At 67.0% G+C, this 15,976-nt stretch carries 17 protein-coding genes; 10 read left to right on the top strand and 7 right to left on the bottom strand.

Translation table 11 applies throughout. The features are described 5' to 3' along the window. Positions 1-6 precede the first annotated feature (6 nt). From ACTRWB_RS25705 to cobA, 5 genes are all read left to right on the top strand, one after another. A complete protein-coding gene (locus ACTRWB_RS25705) occupies positions 7-549 on the top strand; it encodes a DUF934 domain-containing protein (protein WP_446903516.1) in 543 nt (180 codons plus the stop codon). After that, positions 546-1,295, top strand: a complete 750-nt coding sequence (locus ACTRWB_RS25700) for a phosphoadenylyl-sulfate reductase (RefSeq protein WP_446903515.1) — start codon at positions 546-548, stop codon at positions 1,293-1,295. The genes ACTRWB_RS25705 and ACTRWB_RS25700 overlap by 4 nt, the downstream gene beginning before the upstream one ends. A 76-nt stretch (positions 1,296-1,371) precedes the next feature. Next, positions 1,372-2,334, top strand: coding sequence for a sulfate adenylyltransferase subunit CysD (gene cysD, locus ACTRWB_RS25695; RefSeq protein ID WP_048250334.1), 963 nt, complete (start codon positions 1,372-1,374; stop codon positions 2,332-2,334). 22 nt (positions 2,335-2,356) lie between these two features. Further along, positions 2,357-3,673: a sulfate adenylyltransferase subunit 1 gene (locus ACTRWB_RS25690; protein ID WP_129512758.1), complete on the top strand. Its 1,317-nt coding sequence runs from the start codon at positions 2,357-2,359 to the stop codon at positions 3,671-3,673. 84 nt (positions 3,674-3,757) lie between these two features. Beyond that, positions 3,758-4,507, top strand: a complete 750-nt coding sequence (gene cobA / locus ACTRWB_RS25685; protein WP_193098871.1) for a uroporphyrinogen-III C-methyltransferase — start codon at positions 3,758-3,760, stop codon at positions 4,505-4,507. 81 nt (positions 4,508-4,588) lie between these two features. Here cobA and ACTRWB_RS25680 read toward each other — a convergent pair whose 3' ends face one another. Genes ACTRWB_RS25680 through lptF form a run of 3 tightly spaced genes read right to left on the bottom strand, consistent with a single transcriptional unit; the run spans position 4,589 to position 7,243 of the window. Beyond that, positions 4,589-4,972 (bottom strand): sirohydrochlorin chelatase, encoded by a 384-nt coding sequence (locus ACTRWB_RS25680; RefSeq protein WP_446903514.1) that lies wholly within the window; start codon positions 4,970-4,972, stop codon positions 4,589-4,591. A 27-nt stretch (positions 4,973-4,999) separates the two neighbouring features. After that, positions 5,000-6,148, bottom strand: coding sequence for an LPS export ABC transporter permease LptG (lptG, locus tag ACTRWB_RS25675; RefSeq protein ID WP_129512755.1), 1,149 nt, complete (start codon positions 6,146-6,148; stop codon positions 5,000-5,002). A 3-nt stretch (positions 6,149-6,151) separates the two neighbouring features. Next, positions 6,152-7,243: an LPS export ABC transporter permease LptF gene (lptF, locus tag ACTRWB_RS25670; protein WP_446903513.1), complete on the bottom strand. Its 1,092-nt coding sequence runs from the start codon at positions 7,241-7,243 to the stop codon at positions 6,152-6,154. Positions 7,244-7,365: 122 nt separating this feature from the next. Here lptF and ACTRWB_RS25665 point away from each other — a divergent pair, with 122 nt between their 5' ends. Genes ACTRWB_RS25665 through ACTRWB_RS25655 form a run of 3 tightly spaced genes read left to right on the top strand, consistent with a single transcriptional unit; the run spans position 7,366 to position 10,112 of the window. Beyond that, entirely contained in the window at positions 7,366-8,877 is a 1,512-nt protein-coding gene (locus tag ACTRWB_RS25665; protein ID WP_129512753.1) for a leucyl aminopeptidase, read from the top strand. A gap of 34 nt (positions 8,878-8,911) precedes the next feature. Further along, a complete protein-coding gene (locus tag ACTRWB_RS25660; protein ID WP_048250341.1) occupies positions 8,912-9,328 on the top strand; it encodes a DNA polymerase III subunit chi in 417 nt (138 codons plus the stop codon). 25 nt (positions 9,329-9,353) lie between these two features. Further along, on the top strand, positions 9,354-10,112 hold the full coding sequence (locus tag ACTRWB_RS25655) for a DUF2486 family protein (RefSeq protein ID WP_446903512.1): 759 nt from the start codon (positions 9,354-9,356) through the stop codon (positions 10,110-10,112). Positions 10,113-10,259: 147 nt separating this feature from the next. On the opposite strand, the gene ACTRWB_RS25650 is transcribed toward ACTRWB_RS25655, so the two are convergent. Both ACTRWB_RS25650 and ilvD read right to left on the bottom strand, forming a co-directional pair. After that, positions 10,260-10,586, bottom strand: a complete 327-nt coding sequence (locus ACTRWB_RS25650; RefSeq protein ID WP_343493610.1) for a c-type cytochrome — start codon at positions 10,584-10,586, stop codon at positions 10,260-10,262. Positions 10,587-10,713: 127 nt separating this feature from the next. Further along, positions 10,714-12,387 (bottom strand): dihydroxy-acid dehydratase, encoded by a 1,674-nt coding sequence (gene ilvD, locus ACTRWB_RS25645; protein ID WP_129512749.1) that lies wholly within the window; start codon positions 12,385-12,387, stop codon positions 10,714-10,716. A 135-nt stretch (positions 12,388-12,522) separates the two neighbouring features. Between ilvD and ACTRWB_RS25640 the strand changes: the two genes are divergently transcribed. Both ACTRWB_RS25640 and lgt read left to right on the top strand, forming a co-directional pair. Further along, positions 12,523-13,437, top strand: coding sequence for a LysR substrate-binding domain-containing protein (locus ACTRWB_RS25640; protein ID WP_446903511.1), 915 nt, complete (start codon positions 12,523-12,525; stop codon positions 13,435-13,437). A gap of 89 nt (positions 13,438-13,526) precedes the next feature. After that, positions 13,527-14,417, top strand: a complete 891-nt coding sequence (gene lgt / locus ACTRWB_RS25635) for a prolipoprotein diacylglyceryl transferase (protein WP_048250347.1) — start codon at positions 13,527-13,529, stop codon at positions 14,415-14,417. 112 nt (positions 14,418-14,529) lie between these two features. Here the strand turns inward: lgt and ACTRWB_RS25630 are convergent, their stop codons facing one another. Both ACTRWB_RS25630 and ACTRWB_RS25625 read right to left on the bottom strand, forming a co-directional pair. Next, positions 14,530-15,270 carry an SIMPL domain-containing protein gene (locus ACTRWB_RS25630; protein ID WP_129512746.1) on the bottom strand — a complete coding sequence of 247 codons (741 nt, stop codon included), beginning with the start codon at positions 15,268-15,270 and terminating at the stop codon, positions 14,530-14,532. Between the two features lie 194 nt (positions 15,271-15,464). Further along, a complete protein-coding gene (locus ACTRWB_RS25625; protein WP_129512745.1) occupies positions 15,465-15,926 on the bottom strand; it encodes an EVE domain-containing protein in 462 nt (153 codons plus the stop codon). Positions 15,927-15,976 lie beyond the last annotated feature (50 nt).

Here is a 15,976-nt window from a genome sequence, read left to right as displayed (position 1 = left end):
TTGCAGATGGCTTCGATTATCAAGAACCGCGCAGTGATCGACGATGCATGGCAGGTCGTGCGCGCGGCGGAAGACGGTGCGCTGCCCGCGGTCGACGCATTGCCGGCCGGCAAGGTGCTGGTGCCGTTCGCGTTGTGGCAGGCCGAGCGCGCGGCGCTCGTCGCCGCGAAGGCGCAGGACGAACTCGGCGTGTGGCTCGCGCCGGACAGCGAGCCGGCCGATCTCGTGGCCGATTTCGGTGCGATTTCGCTGATCGCCGTCGATTTCCCGCGCTTCGCGGACGGCCGCGGCTACAGCATCGGCCGCCTGCTGCGCGAGCGCTACGGCTGGAAGGGCGAGCTGCGTTCGATCGGCGACGTGCTGCGCGACCAGCTGCTGTACATGTCGCGTTGCGGTTTCGACGCGTTCGCGGTGCGCGCCGACAAGGATATCCACGACGCGCTGAATGCATTCACGGAATTCACGCAGCGTTACCAGGGTGCGTTCGACGAGCCGGTGCCGCTGTTCCGCCGCCGCGCCGCCGCGGCCGACGCCAAGGTGGGCGCATGAGCACCGCGACCGCCACCGCGCTGACGCCGGAACTCGCCGCGAAGGTCGAGCGCCTCGACGCGCTGCTCGCGCAGATCGGCGCACGTCACGAGAAGGTGAAGTTCGCGAGCAGCCTCGCGGCGGAAGACATGCTGCTCACGCACGCGATCCTGTCGAAGGGCGTGTCGATCGGCATCTTCTCGCTGAACACGGGCCGGCTGCACGCGGAAACGCTGGGCATGATCGACCGCGTGCGCGAACGCTACGGCTACGAGATCGAGCAATTCCATCCGCAGCAGGATGCGGTCGATCAGTACGTCGCCGAGCACGGCCTGAACGCGTTCTACGAGAGCGTCGAGCTGCGCAAGTCGTGCTGCCACATCCGCAAGGTCGAGCCGCTGAACCGTGCGCTGGCCGAGGTCGACGCGTGGGTCACGGGCCAGCGTCGCGAGCAGTCGGTCACGCGTGCGGAACTGCACGAGGAAGAGCAGGACGAAGCGCGCGGGATCGCGAAGTACAATCCGCTCGCCGACTGGACCGAAGCCGACGTCTGGGCGTACCTTGGCGCGTTTGACGTGCCGGTGAACCCGCTGCATGCGCGCGGCTACCCGAGCATCGGCTGCGAGCCGTGTACACGCGCGATCCGCCCCGGCGAGGACAGCCGCGCGGGCCGCTGGTGGTGGGAATCGCGCGACACGAAGGAATGCGGCCTGCACATCACGATCACGCCGATTCCCGCGACCGCCGAAGCCGGCGCCGCGCACTGAATACCTTACAAAAAGCTGAATCTTGGGCCGCCCGCGACAGCGGGCGGCACGAACCCAGAAGAGAAGGACTGAAATCATGAGCACGACGCTCGAGCAATCCGCCTTTGCCCCGCCCACCGGTGCCGACAGCCGCATGGGCCACCTCGACTGGCTCGAAGCCGAGTCGATCCACATCCTGCGCGAACTGGTCGCCGAATGCAGCAAGCCGGCGCTGTTGTTCTCGGGCGGCAAGGATTCGGTCGTCGTGCTGCACCTCGCACTGAAGGCATTCGGCCTCGGCGCGAACCGCAAGACGACGCTGCCGTTCCCGCTCGTGCACATCGACACGGGTCACAACTACGACGAAGTGATCGACTTCCGCGACCGCCGCGCGCAAGAGCTCGGCGCCGAGCTGGTGGTCGGCCACGTCGAGGATTCGATCAAGCGCGGCACCGTCGTGCTGCGCCGCGAGACCGATTCGCGCAACGCCGCGCAGGCCGTCACGCTGCTCGAGACGATCGAGCAATACGGCTACACCGCGATGATCGGCGGCGCACGCCGCGACGAAGAGAAGGCGCGTGCCAAGGAACGCATCTTCTCGTTCCGTGACGAATTCGGCCAGTGGGACCCGAAGGCGCAGCGCCCGGAGCTGTGGAGCCTGTACAACGCACGCCTGCACAAGGGCGAGCACCTGCGCGTGTTCCCGATCTCGAACTGGACGGAACTCGACGTGTGGCAGTACATCGCGCGCGAGAACCTCGAACTGCCGTCGATCTATTACGCACACGAGCGCGAGATCGTGCGCCGCAACGGGCTGCTGGTGCCCGTCACGCCGCTCACGCCGATGCGCGAGGGCGAGACGAGCGAGCTTGCGCAGGTGCGCTTCCGCACGGTCGGCGACATCAGCTGCACGTGCCCGGTCGAGAGCGACGCGGATGACCTCGAGAAGATCATCGCCGAGACGGCGGTGACCGAGATCACCGAGCGCGGCGCGACCCGGATGGACGACCAGGCGTCGGAAGCCGCGATGGAAACGCGCAAGAAGCAAGGTTATTTCTGAAGCACACGAGGACATTCACATCATGAGCATCATCGAAAATACCGAAGACCTCGGCGTGTTGCGCTTCATCACCGCGGGCAGCGTCGACGACGGCAAGAGCACGCTGATCGGCCGCCTGCTGTACGACAGCAAGGCCGTGCTGTCCGACCAGCTGTCCGCGCTGTCGCGCGCGAAGAACAAGCGCACGGTCGGCGACGAGCTCGACCTTGCGCTGCTGACCGACGGCCTCGAGGCCGAGCGCGAGCAGGGCATCACGATCGACGTCGCGTACCGCTACTTCGCGACCGCGAAACGCAAGTTCATCATCGCCGACACGCCGGGCCACGAGCAGTACACGCGCAACATGGTGACGGGCGCGTCGACCGCGCACGCGGCGATCGTCCTGATCGATGCGACGCGCATCACGGTCGAGAACGGCGTCGTGCAACTGCTGCCGCAAACCAAGCGCCACAGCGCGATCGTGAAGCTGCTCGGCCTGCAGCACGTGATCGTCGCGATCAACAAGATGGACCTCGTCGACTACAGCGAAGCGCGCTTCAACGAGATCCGCGACGCGTACGTCGCGCTCGCGAAGCAGCTCAACCTCACCGACGTGCGCTTCGTGCCGGTGTCGGCGCTGAAGGGCGACAACATCGTCGGCGCGAGCGAGCGCATGCCGTGGTACGCGGGCGAGCCGCTCCTCGACGTGCTCGAGTCGCTGCCGGTCGAGACGCAGGCGCATGACGCGCTGCGCTTCCCGGTGCAGTGGGTCGCGCGCCAGGACGGCAGCTCGGCCGACGATTTCCGCGGCTACATGGGCCGTATCGAGTCGGGCGAAGTGAAGGTCGGCGACGAGATCATCGTGCTGCCGTCGAACCGCACCGCAACGGTCGCCGAGATCGTCGCGCCGGTGCCGGGCGGCACCGCGTCCGTCGCGCACGCGTTCGCGGGCCAGACGGTGACGATCCGTCTCGAGGAAGATGTCGACGTGTCGCGCGGCGACATGTTCGTCACGACCGCCGAACCCGTCGAGCCGGCCAAGAAGCTCGAGGCCGACCTGTGCTGGTTCGACGAAACGCCGCTGTCGCCGCAGCGCAAGTACCTGCTGAAGCAGACCACCAGCACGGTGTTCGCGAAGATCGGCGCGGTCAAGCAGGTGCTCGACGTGCATACGCTGTCGCATGCGACCGACCGTCACGAGCTGAAGATGAACGACATCGGCCGCGTCGCGCTGACGCTGCAGAAGCCGATCGTCTGCGATACGTACGATGCGCATCCGGGCACGGGCGCGTTCGTGCTGATCGACGAGGCGACGCACCACACGGTCGCCGCCGGCATGATCCGGGCGTTTTCGGCGTAATCGGCAAACCGCGCGGCGCACCGCGCCGCCCCACGGCGGCGCGGGCTGGCCGCCGCCGTTCGCAGGACAAGCGAAGTGACAATCATGGGCAAGGTGTATCTGATCGGAGCAGGGCCGGGCGCGGCCGACCTCATCACGGTGCGCGGCGCGCGGCTGCTCGCGCAGGCCGATGTCGTGCTGCATGACGCGCTCGTCGAGCCCGCGATGCTCGACTACGCGCCGAACGCGCGCCGGATCGCGGTCGGCAAGCGCTGCGGGCAGCGTTCGACCGCGCAGCACTTCATCAACAAGCAGATCGTCGACGCGGCGCGCGAGCACGCGTGCGTCGTGCGCCTGAAGGGCGGCGACCCGATGCTGTTCGGCCGCGCGGAAGAGGAAATGCGCGCGCTCGAGGCGGCCGGCATCGACTACGAGGTCGTGCCGGGCATCACCGCGGCGCTGGCTGGCGCGGCGACACTGAAGCGCTCGCTGACGTTGCGCGGCGTGTCGCGCAGCGTCGCGTTCGCGACCCACAGCCGTGCGCCGGGCAGCGACGAGATCCGCGAAGCCGCGCGTGCCGATTCGATCGTCTACTACATGGGCCGCGACAGCGCGCCCGGCATCGCGCAGGAACTGATCGACGCCGGCCGTGCGCCGGCCACGCCCGTGGCGATCGTCGAGGCGTGCAGCACCGCGCGCGAGCGCTCGCTGACGCTGACGCTCGCGCAGATGGCGGCCGGCGACGCGCAGGCGTGGCTCGATCCCGCGGAACCGAGCCTGCTGATGATCGGCGACGCGTTCGCCGAGCGCGCACGGCAGGCGAACACGGGCGATCCGTTGCGGGATGCTGCCTGAGCGGGATTCCGCCGCAGTCCGAAATGAAAAAAGCGCTGGCGGAAGCCAGCGCTTTTTCTTTGTGTGCGTTGAACGCGTTGCTTACGCGTCGCCGCCGATCTGGTCGACGCAATAACGTGCGATCGCGTCGAGCACACCGTCGTCTTCGCCGACGGCCGTTGCACAGCGGATCTCGACGCCCGGATGCGCGGCGCGGCATGCATCGACGAGCTGCGGCAGGTCGCGGCGGACATGGCCGCCCTGGCCGAAGAACACGGGCACCACGGTGATGTGCGTGCAGCCGGCCGCGACCTGCGCGGCGACGGCCTCGCTGAGCGACGGCGTCATCAGTTCGAGAAACGCGAGCGACACATGCGCGGCAGGGGAGCCGGCCGCGCGCAGCCGCGCGGCGAGCCGCTCGAACGGCTCGGCCCAGCGCGGGTCGCGGGCGCCGTGGCCGAACAGGACGATGCCGTGCGAACTCATGTCGAAGCCTCCGTCATGACGCGGCACTCAGTGCCGGTCGACCCACTTGAGCGCGAACAGGCCGAGCGCGAGATAGATGAGGCCCGGTGTCGCGGCCGTCAGCGGCGCGGGCCACGTGTTCAGCGTGCCGATGTGCGAGAACAGCGTATTGAGCAGCTGGAAGCTCATGCCGAGCATGATGCCGCCGAACACCTTCACGCCGACCACGCCCGCACGCGTGTGCAGGTACGCGAACGGCAGCGACAGCACGAGCATCACGAACACCGCGAACGGATACAGCAGCTTGCGCCACAACGCGATGTCGTAGCGCTGCGTGTCCTGCTGGTTTTCACGCAAGTGCTGGATGTAGCGGAACAGGTTGATGATCGACATGCGCTCCGGCGACACGAGCAGCACCGACAGGATCTGCGGCGTCAGGTCCGAACGCAGCCGGTATTCGGGCAGCGAAACCTGCTGCGACCGGTAGACGGGGTTCAGTGCGTCGGGCGGCTGGCCGCTGATCGGCTTGATCGGCGTCAGTTCGGTCTCGGTGACGCCCGTCAGCAGCCAGTGGCCGGGCGGCTCGTAGCGGCCCGTCTTCGCGATCCGCACGTTCTGCAGCTGGAATTTCGAATCGAACTCGTAGATGCGCACATTGCTGATCGTCGAATCGGGCGACAGGCTGCCGACGTTGACGAAGCGCGTGACCTGCTCACCGTTTTCGCGGGCCGCGAGCGTGTCCTTCACCCACACGCCCGACTGGAAGTTCGACGACACCGACGCGCCGAGCGCCTGCAGCCGCACGCGTTCGGACAGCTGGTCGGCGTACGGGCCGACGAATTCGCCGATCAGGTAGGTGATGATCACGAGCGGTATGCCGATCTTCAGCAGCGAGCGCAACGCCTGGTTGGTCGCGAGGCCCGACACGCGGAAGATCGTGAATTCCGAGTTCGCGGCCATTTGCGCGAACACGTAGATCGCGCTGATCAGCGCGGCGACCGGGATGATCTCGTAGAAGCGCGACGGGGTCTGCAGCGCGACGCGCAGCACCGCGTAACCGAACTTGTAGTTGCCGTGCCCGACCGAGTTCAGTTCGCTGATCAGGTCGAAGAAGAAGAACAGGCCCGAGAACGCGAACAGGATGAAGACGAACGTGACGTAGATCTGTCGCGCGAAGTATTTTTCATAGAGCCGCATCGATCATGCTCCCGAGCGGCCGAACAGCGCGCGTGTAAACAGCGGACGATTGCGCACGCGCAACCAGAAGATGACGGCGACGAGCACCGCGACGAGCGCGTGCAGGCCGATCAGGCCGACGCCGAACGACATCTTGCCCTGCTCGATCTGCGCCTGCACGACGTTCAGCAGGTTCGAGTACGTGAGGTAGATCAGCACGGCCATCACGAGGTTGATCGTGCGGCTGCGGCGCGGGTTCTGGTATGCGAGCGGGATGCCGAGCACCAGCAGGTTGAGCGCGATCAGCGGCAGCCCCGCGCGCCACGCGAATTCCGCGAGGTTGTCGCGTGTCGGGTTGCGCAGCAGGTCGAGCGTCGGCGTGCTGTTGGTGGTCGGTACGTTGACGACGGGCGTGCTGGTGATCTTCACGCCGTAGCGCTCGAACTCCATGATCTTGAAGTTCGGCTGGCCGGGCGTGCCGTCGTAACGGCGGCCGTTTTCCAGGACGACGAAACGGTTGCCGTCACGCGTTTCCGTGTGACCCGTCTGCGACACGACGACGTTGACCTTGCCGTTCTCGGTCGACGTGACGAACACGTTCTGCACCTTGCTCTGGTCGGGCGTCATCTTCTCGATGAAGAACACGCGGTGGTTCGTGGCCGACTCGCGGAACTGGCCCGGCGCGAGCAGCGAGATCTCGTCGCGCTGCTGGAAGCGTGCCTTGATCATCTTGCTCTGCTGGTTCGACCACGGCCAGCCGACGAATGCGAAGAAGGCGATCAGCAGGATGATCGGCGTGGCGAACACGCCGATCGGCTTGATGAGGCGCGTGAGGCTCACGCCCGACGCGAGCCACACCACCATTTCGGAGTCCCGGTACCACCGGGTCAGCACGAACAGGATCGACACGAACAACGTGACGACGAGCATCACGGCGAGGTAGCCGATCACGGTCAGGCCGATCAGCACGAGCACGTCCCGCGGATCGATTTCACCGGACGCGGCATAGCCGACGATGCGGATCATCATCGTCGTGAGCATGATCGTGAGCAGCACCATGAACACGGCGCCAGCCGTATACGCAAGCTCGCGCTGGAGGGAGCGTTCGAAGATCATTCTTGATGAGAAGAGGGCGGGAGGCTGCGCACGCGTGGTGGAGCGCTCGCGCCGCCACGGGAAAAATAGCGGATAATTGCGGCTTTCATCCTTAGCCCAGATTTTATCCGAGGACAAGCGCGATGGACTTTAGCATAAAAGGCTGTGATTGGAGCAAAGGCGAGGCCAAGGGGTTCCTGACCGGGAAATCCGACTGCATCGTGCTCGGCATCTTCGAGGCGCAAACGCTTTCCGGCGCGGCGCTCGACATCGACACGGCCACCAAGGGGCTGATCTCGCGCGTGGTGAAAGCCGGCGACATGGACGGCAAGCGCGGCAAGACGCTGTTCCTGCACGAAGTATCGGGCATCGGCGCGTCGCGCGTGCTGCTCGTTGGTCTCGGCAAGCAGGATGCGTTCAACCAGAAAGCCTATAACGACGCGGTCACGGCCGCCTGGCGCGCGCTGCTGGCGACCAAGGTCGTCCAGGTCACGTTCACGCTCGCGCAACTGCCGGTCGACGAGCGCAGCTCCGACTGGGGCGTGCGCGCGGCGATTCTGGCGCTGCGTAACGAGACCTATCGCTTCACGCAGATGAAGAGCAAGCCGGAGCCGGTGTCGCACACGCTCAAGCGCGTCGTGTTCAGCGTCGATCCGTCCGACGAAAAGGCCGCGAAGGTCGCGGTCAAGCAGGCCGTCGCGCTCGCGAACGGGATGGATCTCACCCGCGACCTCGGCAACCTGCCCGGCAACGTCTGCACGCCGACCTATCTCGGCAACACCGCGAAGAAGATCGCGAAGGATTGGGGCCTGAAGGCGGAAGTCCTCGGCCTCAAGCAGATCCAGGCGCTGAAGATGGGCTCGTTCCTGTCGGTCGCGCGCGCGTCGGTCGAGCCGCCGCAGTTCATCGTGCTGCACTACCAGGGCGCCGCCGCGAAGGCCGCGCCGGTCGTGCTGGTCGGCAAGGGCATCACGTTCGATACGGGCGGCATCTCGCTGAAGCCGGGCGAGGGCATGGACGAGATGAAGTACGACATGTGCGGCGCCGGTTCCGTGCTCGGCACGATCCGTGCGGTCGCCGAGATGGGCCTGAAGATCAACGTCGTCGCGATCGTGCCGACCTGCGAGAACATGCCGGGCGGCAACGCGACGAAGCCGGGCGACGTCGTCACCAGCATGAAGGGCCTGACGATCGAAGTGCTGAACACCGACGCCGAAGGCCGCCTGATCCTGTGCGACGCGCTCACGTATGCCGAGCGCTTCAAGCCGGCCGCCGTGATCGACGTCGCGACGCTGACGGGCGCATGCGTGATCGCGCTCGGCGGCCACAACAGCGGCCTGTTCTCGAAGGACGACGCACTCGCGGGTGAACTGCTCGACGCGTCGCGCGAGGCGAACGACCCGGCGTGGCGCATGCCGCTCGACGACGAGTATCAGGACCAGCTGAAGTCGAACTTCGCGGACATCGCGAACATCGGCGGGCGCCCGGCGGGCGCCGTGACGGCCGCGTGCTTCCTGTCGCGCTTCACCGACAGCTATCCGTGGGCTCACCTCGACATCGCGGGCACCGCGTGGAAGGGTGGTGCCGCGAAGGGTGCGACGGGCCGTCCGGTGCCGCTGCTCGCGCAGTTCCTGATCGACCGCGCCGGCCAGTGATGGCTGAGCGAACGACGATGCGGGTACGCGGGCAATGACGCGGATCGATTTCCACTCGAACGTCGGCGATTCGCTCGCGTACGCGTGCCGGCTGCTGCGCAAGGCCTACCAGGCCGGGCAGCCGGTCGTCGTGCTCGCCGAGCCAGCGCGCCTGCGCGCGCTCGACGAGCGGCTCTGGACGTTCTCGCCGCTCGATTTCATCCCGCATTGCGGCGTCGACAGCGAGCATGCGGCCGGTACGCCGATCGTGCTGGCCGCCGATCTCGACAAAGCGCCGCATCATCACGTGCTGCTGAACCTCGGCGCGGCCGTGCCCGCGCAGTTTGCCCGCTTCGAGCGCCTGCTCGAAGTGGTCGGCAACGCGCCGGACGAGCTCGCCGCGGGCCGCGACCGCTACCGGTTCTACCGCGACCGCGGATACGCGCTGAACAACTACAAGCAGGGCAGCTAGCCGCAACCGTCGACGGAGTGTTCCCGTGACACAAGCCGATTCATCTTCAATCCCGACACTCACCGACGTGCTGGTGCCGGGCAAGCCGGTGCCGGCGCGCTCGCCCGCGCCTGACGTGCCGCAACCGCCCGACAGCGCGGCGATTCCGATGCTGACCGACGTGATCGCGCCGGGCACCGCGGGCGCGGCGTCGGCCGATTCAGCGAAAACTGAAGCCGACCCCGAATTCGTCGTGATCGAACCCGTGCCGACACTGTACGTGCCGACGGTCGAGCTGCCGGGTGATGTGGTCGAGGGTGCGGCTGCCGCGGGCGAGACCGATGCGCCGGCCGAACCCGGCGCCGCGGAGCATGTGGTCGCTGAAGAAGCGGCGGTGATGAGCGCGCCGCTGCGGTCGTCGCTGGCCGGCGACGAGGTGCCGCAGCACGCGTTCGCCGCGGTTGCGCGCGAAGCGGCCGGGCTGGTGCCTGAAACGGCCATGCCGCACGCAGTCGTACCGGCCGTAGCGATGCAGCCGGACGTGCACGCAGGCGCGGGGCTGACGCCGGAAGATGCGCAGCATATCGCCGAGCGCCTGCGCAATCGCCTGACGAACTATCTGACCGGCGCAGGGCGCGACGCCATCGAGGCTCGCTGTCGCGACGCGCTGCATGAGCATTCGGCCTGGCTCGTCGGCCAGATCACGCGCGAGGTGGCGCTGGCGCTGGAAACCGAGGTCATGGACTGGGTGCGCGACGCGGTCGATGAAGAGATCGCGCGCCGTCGCGCCGGTCATTCCGGCTGAACGCGCGGCCGTTCCGACGAAAAATAGGGTGCGGTTCCGGCAAGTGCCGGCGAGGCTGCCGGTGAGGAGCCGGTCAGCCGGTGCGGGCCCGCCTGTTTGCGTCCGCGGAGCCCGAGGCGGCGGTTATCCCCGTTCGGGGCATCCGGTTCAGCGCAGCGACAGCACCCATTGCGCGAGCGTATGGGCTTCCGCGTTCGTCAGCTGTGTATTGGCGGGCATCGGTACGCTGCCCCAGACGCCGACGCTGCCTTTCACGATCGATTGGGCCAGGTAATCGACGGCGTCGCCGCGCGCCGCATACTTGCCGGCGATGTCGCGGAACGACGGGCCCATCAGCGGCTTGTCGACCGCGTGGCAAGCCATGCAGTTCTTGCGCTGTGCCAGCGCGAGCCCGTCGGCCTGGTCGGCGCGCGCCGCTGCCGCGCTGCCGGTCAGCAGCGTCACGAGCAGGGCGCGCAATATCGTCTGTTTCATGCGGTTCTCCGCCGGCGGGGACGGCCGGCTTCATGGTCCGCGCATTATAAAAGCAAAGGGAACGCACGTTTTGGGCGTTCCCCCGGCGGCCCTGTTTATTGGGGTCGCATGTTGCGGCGAACTCGCGTCAACCCGTGACGGCGCCCTTGTTCGCCGGCCGGGCGAGGGCCGCGAATTTCGCGAGCACGCCGCGCGTGTAGCGTGGCGCCGGTTGTCGCCACGCGGCGCGGCGGCGCGCGAGCTCCGCATCGTCGACGTTCACCTGCAGCAGCAGCCGGTGCGCATCGATCGTGATCGAGTCGCCTTCCTGTACGAGCGCGATCGTGCCGCCGACGAATGCCTCGGGCGCGACGTGGCCGACCACCATGCCCCAGGTGCCGCCCGAGAAGCGGCCGTCCGTGATGAAGCCGACCGATTCGCCGAGCCCCTTGCCGATGATCGCGGACGTCGGCGCGAGCATTTCCGGCATACCGGGGCCGCCTTGCGGGCCGAGGTAGCGCAGCACGAGTATGTCGCCCGCGCGGATCCGGTCGCCGAGGATCGCGTCCATCGCGCTCTGCTCGTCGTCGAACACGCGTGCCGGGCCCGTGATCACCGGGTTCTTCAGGCCGGAGATCTTCGCGACCGCGCCGTCTTCCGCGAGATTGCCTTTCAGGATCGCAAGGTGACCTTCCTTGTACAGCGCGCGGTCGATCGGGAAGATCACGTCCTGGTCGGCGCGCGGCACGCTCGGCACGTCCTTCAGTTCGTCGGCGATCGTGCGGCCGGTGATCGTCATGCAGTCGCCGTGCAGCAGCCCCGCATCGAGCAGGATCTTCAGCACCTGCGGAATCCCGCCGGCCTGGTGCAGGTCGGTCGCGACGTACCGGCCCGACGGCTTCAGGTCGCAGATCACGGGCACGCGCTTGCGGATGCGCTCGAAATCGTCGATCGTCCAGTCGACCTCGGCCGCGTGCGCAATCGCGAGATAGTGCAGCACCGCGTTGGTCGAGCCGCCGGTCGCCATGATCACCGACACCGCGTTCTCGATCGACGCCTTCGTGATGATGTCGCGCGGCTTCAGGTCGCGCTTCACCGCTTCGACGAGCACGCGCGCCGATTCGGCGGCCGAGTCGACTTTCTCCTGGTCGGGGTTCGCCATCGTCGACGAGTACAGCAGCGACATCCCGAGCGCCTCGAACGACGAACTCATCGTGTTCGCGGTGTACATGCCGCCGCACGAACCCGAGGTCGGGCACGCGTTCTGCTCGACGCCTTCGAAATCCTCCTGTGACATCCGGCCCGCGGTGAATTCGCCGACGGCCTCGAACGACGACACGATCGTCAGGTCCTGGCCTTTCCAGTGGCCGGGGCGGATCGTGCCGCCGTACACGTAGATGCCCGGCACGTTCAGGCGCGCGAGCGCGATCATGCCGCCCGGCATGTTCTTGTCGCAGCCACCGACGACGACCACGCCGTCCATCCATTGCCCCTGCACGCAGGTCTCGATGCAGTCGGCGATCACCTCGCGCGACACGAGCGAGTACTTCATGCCTTCGGTGCCCATCGACATGCCGTCCGAAATCGTCGGCGTGCCGAAGATCTGCGGGTTCGCGTCGGACGCCTTCACGGCCGCGACGGCCGCGTCCGACAGGCGCTGCAGGCCGGAATTGCATGGCGTGATGGTCGAGTGGCCGTTCGCGATGCCGACCATCGGCTTGTCGAAATCGTCCTTCTGGTAGCCGAGTGCGTAATACATCGAGCGGTTCGGCGAACGGGCCACGCCTTGCGTGATGTGCTTCGAGCGACGGTTGTACGGCATGGGGGACTCCATCGTTGTCTGGGCGACGCCCGGGAGCGGCGTGCCGGTTCGGATGAAACAAGAATGGAGTTTCCGGATTGGGATGTCCAATATATTATTTGTCGCTTATTAAGTCGTTCCGCGAATGAGTCACGCATGGCCGATCCGACACCCGACCTGCGCCAGTGGCGCTACTTCATGACCGTCGCCGACGAGCGCCATTTCGGCCGCGCGGCCGAGCGCCTGTCGATGACGCAACCGCCGCTGTCGCAAGCGATCCGGGCGCTCGAGGACGCGCTCGGCGTCGCGCTGTTCGTCCGCACCAAGCGGTCGGTGGCGCTGACGGCGGTCGGCGCGGCGCTACTGCCCGATGTGCGCCGGCTGCTGGCGTCGGCCGATGCGCTGCCGCCGCTCGCGCGGCGGCTCGCGCGCGGCGAGGCCGGCTCGCTGTCGCTCGCATTCGTGTCGACCGCCGATTACGGGCTGCTGCCGTCGCTGCTGCGCGCGTTCGGCGCGCGCTATCCGCAGGTGCGCCTGCATCTCGCCGAGGCGACGAGCGACGTGCAGATCGACGAACTCGTCGCCGGCCGCATCGACGCGGGGCTCGTCATTCCGCCCGTGCCGCCGCGTCACGCGGCCGGGCTGTCGTACCTGCCCGTCGTGCGCGAGCCGCTGGTGGTCGCGATGCCGGCCGCGGCGTCCGATGCGCCGGAAGACGAACCCGTGAATCTCGCCGATGTCGCCGCGTTGCCGCTCGTGATCTTTCCGCGTCGTTTGGCGCCCGGCTTTTATGACATCATTACGGGCTGCTACGGCGCGGCGGGCGAAACCCCACGCATCGGCCAGGAGGCGATCCAGATGCAGACGATCGTCAGCCTCGTGTCGGCCGGCATGGGCGTCGCACTGGTGCCGCAATCGCTGCGTAACCTGCGGCGCACCGGCGTGGTCTATCGGCCGCTCGCCGGTCTCGCGCCGGTCGTCGAGACGGGCCTCGTGTGGCGCACCGGTGACGTGAGTCCCGTGCTCGCCGCCTTCATCGACGTCGTGCGCGCGCAGGGTCTTGCCGCGTGACGTGAACGATGATGCGCCGGTGCCGTCCAAAGCGCGGTGCCGCGCGTTCGCGACAGCCGTACCGTATTCGAAAACTTCTTCGCTAACCCATGATCATTCACCCGAATTTCGACCCCGTTGCGATCCATCTCGGGCCGCTGGCCGTGCGCTGGTACGGCCTCATGTATCTCGTCGGCTTCATCGCGGCGATCGTCGTCGGCCGGGTCCGCCTGAAGCTGCCGCACGTCGCGGCGCAGGGCTGGACCGCGAAGGACATCGACGACATGATGTTCTACGGCGTGCTCGGCACCGTGCTCGGCGGCCGGCTCGGTTATGTGCTGTTCTACAAGGCCGATTTCTACTTCTCGCATCCGCTCGACGTATTCAAGGTGTGGGAAGGCGGCATGTCGTTCCATGGCGGCTTCCTCGGCGTGACGCTCGCGATGGTGCTGTTCGCGTGGCAACGCAAGCGCCACTGGCTGCAGGTCACCGATTTCGTCGCGCCGATGGTGCCGACGGGGCTCGCGGCCGGGCGGCTCGGCAACTTCATCAACGGCGAGCTGTGGGGGCGCGTGACCGATCCGACGGCGCCGTGGGCGATGCTGTTCCCGGGCGCGATGCGCGACGATGCGGCATGGCTGCCGAAGCATCCCGCACTCGTCGAGAAGTGGCATCTCGCCGACGTGTTCATGCAATACCAGATGCTGCCGCGCCATCCTTCGCAGCTCTACGAAATCGCGCTCGAAGGCATCGTGCTGTTCTTCGCGCTGTTCTTCTTCTCGCGCAAGTCGCGGCCGATGGGCGCCGTGTCCGCGCTGTTCCTGATCGGCTATGGCCTCGCACGCTTCACGGTCGAGTTCGCGCGCGAGCCCGACGACTTCCTCGGCCTGCTTGCGCTCGGCCTGTCGATGGGGCAGTGGCTGTCGCTGCCGATGATCCTCGCGGGCGTTGCGCTGATGGTCTGGGCGTATCGCCGTCGCGCGGCGCATGCCGCTGCGTGATGCGTATCGATGCACGCGCGAGCGGCGCGTGCATCGGCACCATGCCGCATGCCAATGAAAAACGCCGGCCCGAGGGCCGGCGTTTTCGTATCCAGCAACTGCGCGGTGCGCGTTACTTCATCTGCACGGAGCCGTTGACGGTGACCGACACGGTGGCCTTGCCGCCTTCGACTGCGATCGGCGCGCTCATCTTCGCGCTGTCCATCGGCGCCGCGGCCATCGCCATCATGCGCGGGTACGGCTGCACGTTGCGGCCGCTGCCGACGTTCACGTCGCGAATCGTATAGCTGCTGTAGCCGAATGCCTTCGCGGCTTCGTCCGCGCGGGCGCGGAACGACTTGATCGCTTCGGTCGTGAGCTTCTGCTCGGCCGTGCGCTGCGCTTCGGGCGACAACGAGAACTCGACGTTCGCGACCTGCATCAGGTTCGACAGCTGGCCCGCAAGCTTCGACGCCGCAGCGAAATCGCGCGATTCGAGCGCGACCTCGGTACGGCCGCGCCATGCGGAAATCTTCCCGTCGCGATCGGTGCTCGGATACACGGAGAATGCACCCGTGTGCGCGGTGACGCCCGATACGCCCTTCGCCTGCGACAGTGCCGCGTCGGCGCGCTGGTTCAGCGCGGACGTCAGGCTACCCGGGTCCTTTGCCTGCTGCTCGTAGAACAGCGTGATGTGGATGATGTCCTGCGGCACGTCGGCACTGGCCTGCGACGAAAGCGACAGCACGCCTGCCGGCTCCGGAAAGTGCGGGTTCGCCGTTTGCGCGTGCGCGGCGGGCGACGCGAGCGTCAGCGCGACGGGAACGGCGGCGGCGAGGACGAGCGACAGCGCGAGTGCGGATTTCTTGGTCATTGTTGGACTCCTTGTGCGAGGGCGCGCAGGCGGATGACGCGTGCGCGACGCGGGCGTACCGCGCGACAAAAAAAACAACAGCCGGCCCGATCGGCCGACAGCGGTTGCTTAGGCCGCGCGAAACCAGCGCGAGTTCCGTTGCGGCGACGTGTACTGACCAGATTTGACGTTTGGCGCGCGCCTACTGCGTGCGCCTACTTCATCAGCTTTTCGGTGATGAACCGCCATTCGGCGCGCGTGACGGGCGTGATCGACAGCCGGTTGCCGCGGGCGAGCACGCGCATGTCGGCGAGCTCGTCGTGTTCGCGCAGCGCGGCGAGCGGCACGAGCGCCGACTTTTTCACGTAGCGCACGTCGACGAGCAGCCAGCGTGGTGCTTCCTGCGTCGACTTCGGGTCGTAATAGGGGCTTTTCGGATCGAACTGCGTGGGATCGGGGTAGGGCGTCGACGATACTTCGGCGAGGCCCGCGATGCCCGGCTCGGGGCAGCTCGAGTGATAGAACAGCACACCATCGCCGATCTTCATCGTGTCGCGCATGAAATTGCGCGCCTGATAGTTGCGCACGCCAGTCCACGGCAGCGAGCGCTGCGGTGCGTGAGCGAGATCGTCGATGCTTGCTTCGTCCGGTTCGGACTTCATCAGCCAGTATTGCATGGATCGTGATCGACGCAGAAAAAGGCTGCTACAAAAGGAAACGGCACCGG

This window comes from Burkholderia sp. YIM B11467 (assembly GCF_052952715.1).
Note: the sequence above shows the minus strand (reverse complement) of the source record. Positions and strands in the feature narration are given on the sequence as shown.

Coding starts and splice junctions, on each gene's coding strand:
- ACTRWB_RS25705 (WP_446903516.1), top strand. CDS start 7: ATGGCTTCGATTATCAAGAACCGCGCAGTGATCGACGATGCATGGCAG.
- ACTRWB_RS25700 (WP_446903515.1), top strand. CDS start 546: ATGAGCACCGCGACCGCCACCGCGCTGACGCCGGAACTCGCCGCGAAG.
- cysD (WP_048250334.1), top strand. CDS start 1,372: ATGAGCACGACGCTCGAGCAATCCGCCTTTGCCCCGCCCACCGGTGCC.
- ACTRWB_RS25690 (WP_129512758.1), top strand. CDS start 2,357: ATGAGCATCATCGAAAATACCGAAGACCTCGGCGTGTTGCGCTTCATC.
- cobA (WP_193098871.1), top strand. CDS start 3,758: ATGGGCAAGGTGTATCTGATCGGAGCAGGGCCGGGCGCGGCCGACCTC.
- ACTRWB_RS25680 (WP_446903514.1), bottom strand. CDS start 4,972: ATGAGTTCGCACGGCATCGTCCTGTTCGGCCACGGCGCCCGCGACCCG.
- lptG (WP_129512755.1), bottom strand. CDS start 6,148: ATGCGGCTCTATGAAAAATACTTCGCGCGACAGATCTACGTCACGTTC.
- lptF (WP_446903513.1), bottom strand. CDS start 7,243: ATGATCTTCGAACGCTCCCTCCAGCGCGAGCTTGCGTATACGGCTGGC.
- ACTRWB_RS25665 (WP_129512753.1), top strand. CDS start 7,366: ATGGACTTTAGCATAAAAGGCTGTGATTGGAGCAAAGGCGAGGCCAAG.
- ACTRWB_RS25660 (WP_048250341.1), top strand. CDS start 8,912: ATGACGCGGATCGATTTCCACTCGAACGTCGGCGATTCGCTCGCGTAC.
- ACTRWB_RS25650 (WP_343493610.1), bottom strand. CDS start 10,586: ATGAAACAGACGATATTGCGCGCCCTGCTCGTGACGCTGCTGACCGGC.
- ilvD (WP_129512749.1), bottom strand. CDS start 12,387: ATGCCGTACAACCGTCGCTCGAAGCACATCACGCAAGGCGTGGCCCGT.
- ACTRWB_RS25640 (WP_446903511.1), top strand. CDS start 12,523: ATGGCCGATCCGACACCCGACCTGCGCCAGTGGCGCTACTTCATGACC.
- lgt (WP_048250347.1), top strand. CDS start 13,527: ATGATCATTCACCCGAATTTCGACCCCGTTGCGATCCATCTCGGGCCG.
- ACTRWB_RS25630 (WP_129512746.1), bottom strand. CDS start 15,270: ATGACCAAGAAATCCGCACTCGCGCTGTCGCTCGTCCTCGCCGCCGCC.
- ACTRWB_RS25625 (WP_129512745.1), bottom strand. CDS start 15,926: ATGCAATACTGGCTGATGAAGTCCGAACCGGACGAAGCAAGCATCGAC.